Consider the following 11,823-nt stretch of genomic DNA (forward strand, 5'->3'; position numbering starts at 1 on the left):
CTCCACGGGGTGCCGGTGGAACCCGGGTACGGGGCGGACGCCGCCGGGGGGCGTGGTGGGTTGGCACCGGTGGGTGGCTTCCACGGGGTGCCGGTGGTGCGGTGCCGGGTGGCGTCGGCAGCGGTTGCGGCGAGGGCGGCGAGGTTCCGGTCCGTGGCGTCGTCGGGGGTGGCGGTGAGGGCGTCCAGGTGGCGGTCGTAGAAGCCGGTGTCGAGGCGGGCGCCGGTGAAGTCGGGGTGGCGCAGGGACCGTACGAGCAGGTCGCGGTTGGTGACCGGTCCGTGGATGCGGGTGCGTTCCAGGGCGCGGGCGAGGAGCCGTACGGCCTGGGTGCGAGTAGGGGCGTGGGCGATGACCTTGGCGAGCATCGGGTCGTAGTGCACGCCGATGGTGTCGCCGCCGGTGTACCCGGTGTCCAGGCGCAGTCCGGGTTCGTCCGGTACGTCGAGGGTGTGCAGCGGCCCGGTCCGGGGCTGCCAGTCGTGGGCGGGGTCCTCGGCGTAGAGCCGGGCCTCGACGGCGTGCCCGTGCGGGGCGGGGGGTGTGGGGGCCGGGAGGGGTTCGCCTTCGGCGACGGAGAGCTGCAGGGCGACGAGGTCGAGGCCGAAGACGGCTTCGGTGACGGGGTGTTCGACCTGGAGGCGGGTGTTCATCTCCAGGAAGCAGGGGCGCCCGTCGGCGGTGACGAGGAACTCGACGGTGCCCGCGCCGCGGTAGCCGACGGCTCGGGCGGCGGCGGTCGCCGCGTCGTGCAGCCGGGTGCGCAGCGCCTCGTCGAGGCCGGGTGCGGGTGCTTCCTCGATGACCTTCTGGTGGCGGCGCTGGAGCGAGCAGTCGCGGGTGCCGAGCGCCCATACGGTGCCGTGCTCGTCGGCCATGATCTGGACCTCGACGTGACGGCCGCGCTCGACGTACGGCTCGGCGAAGACTTCCCCGTCCCCGAAGGCGTTCGCCGCCTCGGCCGTGGCAGCCGCCATCTCGCCGGGCAGCGCACTCAGTTCCCGTACGACCCGCATCCCGCGCCCGCCGCCACCGGCCGAGGCCTTCAGCAGCAGCGGCAGATCGTCCGCGGTCGCCTTCGCCGGGTCGACGGGGGCGAGCAGCGGCACTTCGGCGGCGGCCATCAGCTCCTTGGCGCGGGTCTTGGACGCCATCATCTCGATGGCCTTGACCGGCGGACCGACCCAGAGGAGGCCGGCGTCCTGCACGGCCCGGGCGAACCCGGCGTTCTCGGAGAGGAACCCGTAGCCGGGGTGCACGGCGTCGGCGCCCGTGGCGAGCGCGGCACGTACGAGGAGATCGCCGCGCAGATACGTGTCGGCGGGGGCGGCCCCCGGCAGCCGTACGGCTGCGTCCGCTTCCCTGACATGCAGCGCGTCGGCATCCGCGTCGGAGTGCACGGCGACGGTGGCGATGCCCAGGGCGCGGCAGGTCCGGAAGATCCGGCAGGCGATCTCGCCCCGGTTGGCGACGAGCAGGGTGCTGATCATGGTCGTCCTCACATCCGGAAGATGCCGAAGCCGCCGCGGGCGCCTTCGACCGGGGCGGTGTGGATCGCGGACAGGCAGATCCCGAGGACGGTCCTGGTGTCGCGCGGGTCGATGACCCCGTCGTCGTACAGCCGCCCGGAGAGGAACATCGGCAGCGACTCGGACTCGATCTGCTGCTCCACCATGGCGCGCAGCCCGGCGTCGGCCTCGTCGTCGTAGGGCCGTCCCTTCGCGGCGGCGGAGGCGCGGGCGACGATGGACAGCACGCCCGCGAGTTGCTGCGGTCCCATGACGGCGGATTTGCTGCCCGGCCAGGCGAAGAGGAAGCGGGGGTCGTAGGCGCGCCCGCACATGCCGTAGTGCCCGGCCCCGTACGAGGCGCCCATCAGGACGGACAGGTGCGGGACCCTGGAGTTGGACACCGCGTTGATCATCATCGCGCCGTGTTTGATGATGCCGCCCTGCTCGTACTCCTTGCCGACCATGTAGCCGGTGGTGTTGTGCAGGAAGAGGAGGGGGATGTCGCGCTGGTTGGCGAGCTGGATGAACTGGGCGGCCTTCTGCGACTCCTCGCTGAACAGCACGCCCTGGGCGTTGGCGAGGATGCCGACGGGGTAGCCGTGCAGCCGTGCCCAGCCGGTGACGAGGCTCGTCCCGTACAGCGGTTTGAACGCGTCGAAGTCCGAGCCGTCGACGAGCCGGGCGATGACCTCGCGCGGATCGAACGGGACCTTCAGATCGCCGGGCACGATGCCGAGGAGCTCCTCCTCGTCGTACTTCGGCGGTTCGGCAGGTCCCGGATCGGCGTGTGCCTTGCGCCAGTTGAGCCGGGCGACGATCCGCCGCGCCTGGCGGAGCGCGTCGTGCTCGTCGACGGCGAAATGGTCGGCGAGCCCGGAGGTGCGGGCGTGCATGTCGGCGCCGCCGAGGGACTCGTCGTCGCTCTCCTCGCCGGTCGCCATCTTCACGAGCGGCGGTCCGCCGAGGAAGACCTTGGACTGCTCCTTGATCATCACGGTGTGGTCGGACATGCCGGGGACGTACGCCCCGCCGGCGGTCGAGTTCCCGAAAACGACCGCCACGGTCGGGATTCCCGCGGCGGAGAGCCGGGTGAGGTCGCGGAACAGTGCGCCGCCAGGAATGAAGATCTCCTTCTGGGACGGCAGGTCCGCCCCGCCCGACTCGACGAGACTGATGCACGGGAGACGGTTGGCGAAGGCGATCTCGTTGGCGCGCAGGGCCTTCTTGAGGGTCCAGGGGTTGGAGGCGCCACCGCGTACGGTCGGGTCGTTGGCGGTGATCAGGCACTCCACGCCCTCGACGACGCCGATGCCGGTGACGAGCGAGGCGCCCACCGCGTACTCGCTGCCCCAGGCGGCGAGCGGCGACAGTTCCAGGAACGGGGTGTCGGGGTCGACGAGCAGCTCGATCCGTTCCCGGGCGAGGAGCTTGCCGCGCCTCCGGTGCCGCTCGACGTACTTCTCGCCGCCGCCCGCGAGGGCCTTGGAGTGCTCGGTGTCGAGCTCGGCGAGCTTGGCGAGCATGGCGGCGCGGTTGGCGGCGTATTCGGGGCTCGCGGTCTCGAGCCCGGTGGCCAGAACGGTCATGCGTGCGCCTCCGGTGCGTCGGTGGATTCGAGCAGGTTCACGGGGACGGGGAGGTGCCGGGACCGCAGCCACTCCCCCACCGCCTTGGCCTGCGGATCGAAACGGGCCTGCGCGGCGACGCCTTCGCCGAGGAGACCGTGGACGACGAAGTTCAGGGCGCGGAGGTTCGGCAGGACATGCCGCACTACGGTCAACTCGGCGGTCTCCGGGAGCAGTTCCTGGAACCGTTCGACGGTGAGTTCATGCGCGAGCCAGCGCCAGGCGTCGTCGGTACGGACCCAGACGCCGACGTTTGCGTCCCCGCCCTTGTCGCCGCTGCGGGCGCCCGCGATGCGGCCGAGGGGGGCGAGCCGGGTGATCCCGGTGGGCAGCGGCTCGGGTAGAGCGGGCTCGTCCACATCCTCAAGTGCCCTCACCTGTACCGGTGTTGCCATGTCCTCCCGCCGCCCGTCCGGAAGTACGGCGACGTGGCCGACCTCTCCCGCCGGTACGTACCTCGCCTCGAACACGCCGTAGGGCGCGCCCTTGCCGGGCGGGGCGGTGACGTGGAAGCCCGGGTAGCTGCCGAGGGCCAGCTCGATCGCGGCCCCGGAGACGGTGCGTCCGACCGTCTCCGGTTCCTGGTCGCGGACGACGAGCCGGAGCAGGGCGCCGGCGGTCTCCTCGGTGTCGGCGTCGGCCCTGTCGGTTCGGGCCAGCTCCCACCGCACCTCGTCGGGTTGCGTACGGGTCCGGGTGAGCGCCTGCGCGAACTGGTCCTGCACCAGCTGCGCCTTGGCCTCGATGTCGAGTCCGGTGAGCACGAAGACGACCTCGTTGCGCCAGCCGCCGAGCCGGTTGAGCCCGACCTTGAGCGTGGGCGGCGGAGCCTCGCCGCGCACTCCGGAGATCCGTACGCGGTCCGGTCCGTCCTGCGTCAGCCGTACGGTGTCGAGCCGGGCGGTCACGTCCGGTCCGGCGTACCGGGCGCCTCCGGTCTCGTACAGCAGCTGGGCGGTGACGGTCCCGACGTCGACGACGCCGCCCGTGCCGTCGTGCTTGGTGATGACGGACGTCCCGTCGGCGTGGATCTCGGCGAGCGGGAAGCCGGGCCGGCGGATGTCGTGGCCGCGGAAGAAGGAGTAGTTCCCGCCGGTCGCCTGGGTGCCGCACTCCAGCACATGCCCGGCGACGAGAGCACCGGCGAGTGCGTCGTGGTCGTCGGGTTCCCAGCCGAAGTGGGCGGCGGCGGGTCCCGTGACGAGGGCGGCGTCGGTGACCCGGCCGGTGACGACGACATCGGCCCCGGCGCGCAGGCAGGCGGCGATGCCCGCGCCCCCGAGGTACGCGTTGGAGGTGAGGAACCCTTCGGGGACGGGCAGGCTGTCGCCCTCGACATGCGCGACGCGCACCGGCACGCCCACCTTTTGCGCCAACTCACGGACCGCTTCGGCCAGTCCGGCCGGGTTGAGCCCTCCGGCGTTGGCGACGATCTTCACCCCGAGCTCGTGCGCGAGCCCGAGCCCCTCTTCGAGCTGGCGCAGGAAGGTGGTGGCGTACCCGCGGTTCGGGTCCCCCAGCCTGCTCCGCCCGAGAATGAGCATGGTCAGTTCGGCGAGATAGTCGCCGGTGAGGACGGAGAGGGGGCCGCCGGTGAGCATCTCGCGCATGGCGTCGAAGCGGTCGCCGTAGAAGCCGGAGGCGTTCCCGATCCGCAGCGGCGCGGCGGTCACCGTGCACCGCCCTTGGGTGCGCGGCCGGGGCCGGGCGGCCCGGCGAAGGCCTGTGCGATGTCGAGCCACTGGTCGGCGTCGGCCCCGACACCGCGCACGGCCAGGTCGAGACGGTGGGCGCGCTGGGTGACGAGCAGACAGAAGTCGTACAGCGGTCCGGTGACGCGCTGTGCGGCGCCCTCGGGCCCGTAGGCGATCAACTCACCCCCGGGTGCCGTCAGTTCGACCCGGAACTCCTCGCCGGGCGGCTTGATCCCCCGTACGAGGAACGCGTAGTCGCGGGCGCGCACCCCGATCCGGGCGACGTGCCGCAGCCGGGCGGTCGGGGCGCGCACGACACCGAGGGCGTCGGCGACGTCCTGCCCGTGCGCCCAGGTCTCCATGAGCCGCGCGGTCGCCATGGACGCGACGCTCATGGGCGGCCCGTACCACGGGATGCGGGTGCCGGGCGGGGCGTCGCGCAGGGCGCGGCCAAGCCGTTCACGCCCGTCGCGCCAGCGCGCGAGCAGCGCGGCCGGCTCCGCGGCAACGATCTCCTCGGCAGCCTGATCGACAAAGCTGTCGGGGGCCGCCCGGGCCTTGGCCACCTCCACCGCGAAGGCGTCCGGATCGGTGACGGCGAGCAGGGCGACCTCGTCGGTCCAGGTCAGATGGGCGATCTGATGGGCGACGGTCCAGCCTGCGGCGGGGGTCGGCCCGGCCCATTGCCCGGCACTCAACTCTCCTACCAACAGGTCGAGTTCGTCACTCTCACTGCGCAGATCGTCGAGCACGGCTGCGGCATCGGACACGGTGCGCTCCCCTCGGGGCGTGGCGGCGTGCCCAGGAGCATGTCAGCGGACCCAGAAACAAGCAAGCATGCTTGCATTAATTGATGCATCCGCCTCCACCGGCGGTTCGGGACGGCTGCTAGCCTCCGCCGATGACTGACGAACCTCGCACCGCGGGCGTGCGTTTCGACGACAACAGGCTTGTCCTGGAGCAGTATCGGGACGAGATCGGCATCTACTACGCCTTCCCGGACAACGGCCGGACCGCCGCCGGACCATCGGTCGCCCTGTCCCTGGCCGAGGCACTGCACGCCCGGATCCGTCCGGTCGGCACCGCGGAGAAGGTCCTGCGCGCCTGGTCGCAGGGGTCGCTGACGCAGGGCGCGGCCGCCCTGGACGACCCGACCGCAGCCGCGCCGACCCGGGTCCGCGGCGGCGCGATCGTCATCCGTGACCGGCGGATGCTGCTGATCGGCCTCGTCGAGGGCGGCCGGACCTGGTACGAGATCCCGGGCGGCGGGGTCGAGGCGGGCGAGACGCCGGAGATGGCGGCGGTCCGTGAGCTCCGGGAGGAGACCGGCCTGCACGGGACGGTCGTGCGCGAGGCGGCCCGGATCTGGCGGCGCGGCACCCGGGGCCACTACTTCACGGTGGAGACCGAGGGCGAGGTGGGCGCACCGGAGACCCTGGACAACTACGGCGGCTTCCCCGTCTGGGTTCCGGTCCCCGAGCTGCCCACCACCCCGCTGTGGCCCCGCCGGCTGTCCTGGCGGATCGCCCACTGGCACACCTTCGGCTGGCCGGCGTCTCCGGCGGAACTCGCCGACTCGGTGGGGGACCTGGATGCGGCCTGCGCGTGGTGAAGGTGCGGACCGGAGATCCGTAGTTAAGGGGGCGGCGTCACGGGGAACGTACCGGCCGCGGTGGCGGAGTTCCTGCCCGGCCAGGCCCGCTGGATGCACAGTGCGGCGTACGACAGGCACCTCACGGGGTCCGGCTGCGCCGGGCGGTTCTTCCTCGACGCGGTGACCGACCGGCTGTACTTCGACACCGTCAGCCCGACGCCGCAGCCGGACAATCCCTAAGGGGTGTCCGGCCTCGCGCGGCGGGCGCCGCCGATCTGGCTGCGGACCGCTCCCATGCTCGCCCCGATGACCAGGGCGATGGCGAGCGCGTCGGTGGCCGTCAGCGCCTGGTCGAGGATCAGGAAGCCGGCCGTCGCCGCGATGGCCGGTTCCAGGCTCATCAGGACCGCGAACGTCGCCGCGGGCAGTCGGCGCAGTGCCATCAGTTCCAGCGTGTACGGCAGCACCGAGCTCATCAGGGCCACCGCCGCGCCCATCGCGAGCGTCGACGGGACCGCGAGCTTCGCGCCCGACTCCAGGATGCCCAGCGGGAGCGACAGGACCGCGGCGACCGTCATCGCCAGGGCCAGGCCGTCGGCCTGCGGGAAGCGGCGGCCGGTGCGTGCGCTGAAGACGATGTACGCCGCCCACATCGCCCCGGCCCCGAGCGCGAACGCCGCGCCGACCGGGTCCAGGCGGTCGAAGCCGCCACCACCCAGCAGGAACACCCCGCCCAGCGCGAGCCCCGCCCAGACGAGATTGATCAGCCGGCGGGAGGCGGCGACCGAGAGCGCGAGGGGGCCGAGCACCTCCAGGGTGACGGCCGCACCCAGCGGGATGCGGTCGAGTGCTTGGTAGAAGAGCATGTTCATGGCGCCCATCGTGACGCCGAACGCGACCACCGTCCCCCAGTCGGCCCGTGAGTGGCCGCGCCACTTCGGCCGGCAGACGATCAGCAGGACGACCGCGGAGACGGCCAGCCGGAGCGTGACCACGCCGAGCGCGCCCGCCCGCGGCATCAGCAGCGCCGCGACCGCGGAGCCGAACTGGACGGAGAGTCCGCCCGCGACCACCAGCGCCACCGGAGCGAGCGCCGCCCTGCGGCCGCCCGGTCGTGCGGGACCCGTCCCGTCGAGGGCCGACACCGCCTCCGGTACGGCGACGGCTGCTGCGGCCGGCTCCACGGCACTGCGCTGGTCATTCACGGGCGGCCTTCATCCTCGAAGAGTTCAATGTGTTGCACTTGGTAATTGAAGATACTGCACTCTTTCGGTGCGGCTCGTTTCTTCACCGTAGAGACGTCCGCGCGGCGCGGGAAATGCCGATTGCGCTCTCGTTATGCTCTACACGCATGAGCACAGGACAGGGCCCCGGCCGCACCGTCGAGCTGCGTCATCTACGGGCTTTCCTCGCTGTCGCCGAAGCGGGCAACGTCACACGCGCCGCCGCCGCGCTCCGGCTCACCCAGCCCGCCGTCTCCCGCACCCTCGCCGCCCTGGAGCAGCACCTCGGCGTCCGGCTCGTCGACCGCTCCACCCACCACCTCTCCCTCACCTCCGAAGGCGTCGTCTTCCGCGACAAGGCCGCCGCGGCGGTCGCCGCCTTCGACGAGGCCGTCGACCCCGGCGGTCTGCGCCACTGGCCGCTGCGGCTCGGACACGCCTGGTCGGCGCTGGGCCCCTACACCACACCGCTGCTCCGCAGCTGGCAGCAGCGGCACCCGGAGACGCCCCTCGAACTGCTGCGGATCGACGACCGCACCGCCGGGCTCACCCGCGGCGAGGTCGACGCGGCGCTGCTGCGCGGCCCCGTCGACGCGCCGGGGCTCGTCACCGAGGTGCTGCTCAGCGAGGACCGGGTGGCGGCGGTGACCGCGGACGGGCCGCTCGCCGCGCACGCCACGCTCCGTCTCGCCGATCTCGCGGGCGGCCCGATCGTCCTGAACACCGTCTCCGGCACCACCACCGTCGACCTGTGGCCACGTGGCGCCCGGCCCGCCGCCACCGTCACCGTCGCCAACACCGACGACTGGCTGACCGCCATCGCGGCCGGGCGCGGCTCCGGGGTGTCGGCCGCCTCCACCGCCGACATGCATCCGCACGCGGGGGTCGCCTACCGCCCGCTCGTCGACGCCCCGCCCGTCCCGCTGCTCCTCGCCCGGCGCGACGTCCCCGGCCACCCGGCGCTGCCCGAACTCGCCACGCTGGCCCGCGAGATCATCGGGCAGAACATCGCCCGGTGAGGGAATGCCCGGGCGGGGCGGCTCCGGAGAACGAGCGGCTGGTGGCGGCGGTGGCCCGGGCGGTCGAGGCGGGCTGATGACGGAGGTGGGGCGGGGACGCCTGTTCCCGCCCCACCCTTCCCGGCCGCGGGGCTCCGTCCCGGACCCCGCCCCTCGATCGCCGAAGGGCCTGAGCGGAACGCTTGTGTCAGTTGCCGTCGGGGGAGGGCCCGGCGCCGGCCAGTCCCTCCGCCAGCCCTTCCGCCAGCAGCTCCGCCAGGTGCCTCGCCCGCACACCCGCCAGCTGTGCCAGCTGGGTCCGGCACGAGAAACCGTCCGCCAGGATGTCCGTGCCGGGCTCCGCACCCCGTACCGACGGGAGCAGCTGCTCCTCCGCGCAGGCCACCGACACATCCCAGTGGCCCCGCTCGAAACCGAAGTTCCCCGCAAGACCGCAGCACCCTCCGCTCAACTCCCCTTCCAGCCCGGCTCGTTCGCGCAGCCGGCGTTCGGCCGCGTCGCCGAGGACCGCGTGCTGGTGGCAGTGGGTCTGGCCCGCGACCCGGCGGTCCAGGCGCGGCGGCCGCCATTCGGGGGCGTACTCCTCCAGGAACTGAGCCAACGTCCGTACCGAACCGGCGAGTTCGGCGGCGCGTGGGTCGTCGGGGAGGAGTTCCGGCAGGTCCGTACGGAGGGTGGCGGCGCAGCTCGGTTCGAGGACGACGAGCGGGTCGCCGAGGGAGAACTCCATCCGGTCGAGGGTGCGGCGCATGACCGCGCGGGCCTTGTCCAGTTGGCCCGTCGATACGTAGGTGAGTCCGCAGCACACGCTCCGTTCCGGGTACAGGGCTGTCCGGCCCGCCGCCTCCAGGACCCGGACGGCCGCCTTCCCGACCTCCGGGGAGAGGTGGTTGGTGAAGGTGTCCGGCCAGACGGTCACCACCTGATCGCTCGACAGGATCACCGTCCCACGGCCCCTGCGCTTTCGGGCCCACCGGGTGAACGTCTCCCCCGCCAGCACCGGAATCGTCCGCTCCGCAGTGATGCCCGCCAGCCGTTTCGCCAGTGCGGCGAACGGGCGGATCCGGGCGAGCGCATTCAGCACGGGCGCGATCGGGGCCACGAGCCGCAGCCACTGCGGCAGCCGGCCCATCACGTAGTGGGAGGCGGGCCGCAGCCGCCCCCGGTAGTGGCGGTGCAGGAACTCCGCCTTGTACGTGGCCATGTCCACGCCCACCGGGCAGTCGCTGCGGCACCCCTTGCAGGACAGGCAGAGGTCGAGCGCGTCCCGCACCTCCTCCGACCGCCAGCTGTCCGTGATCACCTCGCCGGCGAGCATCTCGTGCAGCAGGCGGGCCCGGCCGCGGGTGGAGTGGGCCTCCTCGCCGGTCGCCCGGAAGGACGGGCACATCACGTCCGCGCCCGCCGGCTGCGCCGTACGGCATTTCGCGACGCCGACGCATCGTCGTACGGCCGCCGTGAAGTCGCCGCCGTCGTGCGGGTAGCCGAAGGTGACGTCCACGGGGCGTTTCGGCAGGACGTCGAAGCGGAGGTTCTCGTCGAGGCGGGCGGGGCGGGCGAGGATGCCGGGGTTCATGCCGCCGTCCGGATCCCAGAGGTCCTTGAACCGGCCGAAGAGCGCGACGAGTTCGTCCCCGTACATCCGGGGCAGCAGCTCGGCCCGGGCCTGCCCGTCGCCGTGTTCCCCGCTCAGCGAGCCGCCGTGCGTGACGACGAGCGCGGCAAGTTCCTCGGAGAAGCGGCGGAAGCGGGCCACACCGTCGCCGCTCAGCAGGTCGAAGTCGATCCGCACGTGGATGCAGCCGTCGCCGAAGTGCCCGTACGGCGTGCCGCGCAGCCCGTGTGCGGCCAGCAGGGCGCGGAAGTCGCGCAGATACGGGCCGAGGCGGGCGGGCGGTACGGCGCAGTCCTCCCAGCCGGGCCAGGCCTCACTGCCATCGGGCATCCGGGTAGCGGTGCCGGACGCGTCCTCCCGGATGCGCCACAGGGCCCGCTGTGCGGCCGGGTCGGTGACCACGGTCGCGTCCACCGCGTCGGCCGCCCGCAGGATCCGTTCGGCGTGCGCCCGCGCCTCGGCCGGGGTGTCCCCGCCCGTCTCGACGAGGAGCCAGGCTCCGCCGCGCGGCAGCCCGGCCGGTTCCCGTACGAGATCGGCGGCCATGCCCTCGACCGTCAGGGGGCGGTACGGGAGGAGGCCGGGGGCGGCTTCGGCGGCCGCGGACTCGTCGGCGTAACCGAGTACGGCGAGGGCGCGGGATCCGGGCGCCTCGACCAGTCGTACGGTCGCCTCCGTCATCACGCCGAGCGTGCCTTCGCTGCCGCAGAAGGCTCGGGCCAGGTCAGGGCCTCGCTCGGGGAGGAGGGCGTCGAGGGCGTATCCGGAGATGCGGCGCGGGAGTTCGGGGAAGCCGGTGCGAAGGAGCGCGAGGTGGGAGCCGACCAGTTCACGCAGGCCGGCGGGGGCGCCGTCCCACCTCCCCCGGTCGAGCCGGAGCGTGTCGCCGCCGTAGCGGGCGACGGTCAGTGCGTGGACGTTGTCGGCGGTGGTGCCCCAGGCCACCGAGTGGGAGCCGCAGGCGTTGTTGCCGATCATCCCGCCGAGCGTGCACCGGCTGTGCGTGGAGGGGTCGGGGCCGAAGGTGAGGCCGTGGGGTGCGGCGGCGGCGCGCAGGTCGTCCAGGACCACGCCCGGCTGGACGACGGCCGTCCGGGACGCGGCGTCCAGTTCGACGATCTTCCCCAGGTGGCGGGTGAGGTCGAGGACCACACCGGTGCCGGTGGCCTGCCCGGCGATGGAGGTGCCGCCGCCACGCGGCACGACGGGCACCGCGTGCGCACGGCAGACGGCGAGCGCGGCGGCGACGTCGTCGGCGTCGCGCGGGGCGACGATGCCGAGCGGCACCCGGCGGTAGTTGGAGGCGTCCATCGTCATCAGCGCCCGCGCGGTGGTGCCGAACTCCACCTCTCCGCGCACGGCGCTGCCGAGGGCCCGTACAAGAGCGGTCCGGTCCTGTCGTTCAGCCATGGGCCCAGAATGCCGCTGGTCGGGGCGGTGGGCCCGCCGCCCCCTCGCGTTTCCCCCCGAATGCGTCAATCCGTCGGAATACGTCGGATGCGTAGTCACATACGTAACAGGGAAGACCGCAAGGGCTTCCCA

9 protein-coding genes are annotated in these 11,823 nt (G+C 73.0%); 3 read left to right on the plus strand and 6 right to left on the minus strand.

Annotation, left to right across the window (positions count from 1 at the left end):
- The 4 genes from ACWD6R_RS00735 to ACWD6R_RS00750 all read right to left on the minus strand — a co-directional run.
- The coding region (locus tag ACWD6R_RS00735; protein ID WP_451816687.1) for an acetyl-CoA carboxylase biotin carboxylase subunit at nt 1–1,490 on the minus strand (1,490 nt) is incomplete at its 3' end.
- Nucleotides 1,491–1,498: 8 nt separating this feature from the next.
- Entirely contained in the window at nt 1,499–3,097 is a 1,599-nt protein-coding gene (locus ACWD6R_RS00740; protein ID WP_451816688.1) for an acyl-CoA carboxylase subunit beta, read from the minus strand.
- On the minus strand, nt 3,094–4,746 hold the full coding sequence (locus ACWD6R_RS00745; RefSeq protein WP_451816826.1) for an acyclic terpene utilization AtuA family protein: 1,653 nt from the start codon (nt 4,744–4,746) through the stop codon (nt 3,094–3,096). Before ACWD6R_RS00745 ends, ACWD6R_RS00740 begins: the two co-directional genes overlap by 4 nt.
- Nucleotides 4,747–4,805: 59 nt before the next feature.
- Complete coding sequence (locus tag ACWD6R_RS00750) at nt 4,806–5,600, minus strand: TIGR03084 family metal-binding protein (RefSeq protein WP_451816689.1); 795 nt, start codon at nt 5,598–5,600, stop codon at nt 4,806–4,808.
- A gap of 131 nt (nt 5,601–5,731) precedes the next feature.
- Here ACWD6R_RS00750 and ACWD6R_RS00755 point away from each other — a divergent pair, with 131 nt between their 5' ends.
- Nucleotides 5,732–6,442 (plus strand): NUDIX domain-containing protein, encoded by a 711-nt coding sequence (locus ACWD6R_RS00755; RefSeq protein ID WP_451816690.1) that lies wholly within the window; start codon nt 5,732–5,734, stop codon nt 6,440–6,442.
- Nucleotides 6,443–6,502: 60 nt separating this feature from the next.
- The gene (locus ACWD6R_RS00760) at nt 6,503–6,664 is read left to right on the plus strand and encodes a hypothetical protein (RefSeq protein WP_451816691.1); all 162 of its coding nucleotides are present in this window, start codon (nt 6,503–6,505) and stop codon (nt 6,662–6,664) included.
- On the opposite strand, the gene ACWD6R_RS00765 is transcribed toward ACWD6R_RS00760, so the two are convergent.
- A complete protein-coding gene (locus tag ACWD6R_RS00765) occupies nt 6,661–7,629 on the minus strand; it encodes an EamA family transporter (RefSeq protein ID WP_451816692.1) in 969 nt (322 codons plus the stop codon). The genes ACWD6R_RS00760 and ACWD6R_RS00765 overlap by 4 nt on opposite strands.
- A gap of 146 nt (nt 7,630–7,775) precedes the next feature.
- On the opposite strand from ACWD6R_RS00765, the gene ACWD6R_RS00770 reads away from it, so the two are divergent.
- The gene (locus ACWD6R_RS00770) at nt 7,776–8,666 is read left to right on the plus strand and encodes a LysR family transcriptional regulator (protein ID WP_451816693.1); all 891 of its coding nucleotides are present in this window, start codon (nt 7,776–7,778) and stop codon (nt 8,664–8,666) included.
- Between the two features lie 187 nt (nt 8,667–8,853).
- Here the strand turns inward: ACWD6R_RS00770 and ACWD6R_RS00775 are convergent, their stop codons facing one another.
- Nucleotides 8,854–11,691, minus strand: coding sequence for an FAD-binding and (Fe-S)-binding domain-containing protein (locus tag ACWD6R_RS00775; protein WP_451816694.1), 2,838 nt, complete (start codon nt 11,689–11,691; stop codon nt 8,854–8,856).
- Nucleotides 11,692–11,823: the final 132 nt, after the last annotated feature.

Source organism: Streptomyces sp. NPDC005151 (genome assembly GCF_053599875.1).

Coding starts and splice junctions, on each gene's coding strand:
- ACWD6R_RS00755 (WP_451816690.1), top strand. CDS start 5,732: ATGACTGACGAACCTCGCACCGCGGGCGTGCGTTTCGACGACAACAGG.
- ACWD6R_RS00740 (WP_451816688.1), bottom strand. CDS start 3,097: ATGACCGTTCTGGCCACCGGGCTCGAGACCGCGAGCCCCGAATACGCC.
- ACWD6R_RS00745 (WP_451816826.1), bottom strand. CDS start 4,746: ATGCGCGAGATGCTCACCGGCGGCCCCCTCTCCGTCCTCACCGGCGAC.
- ACWD6R_RS00770 (WP_451816693.1), top strand. CDS start 7,776: ATGAGCACAGGACAGGGCCCCGGCCGCACCGTCGAGCTGCGTCATCTA.
- ACWD6R_RS00775 (WP_451816694.1), bottom strand. CDS start 11,691: ATGGCTGAACGACAGGACCGGACCGCTCTTGTACGGGCCCTCGGCAGC.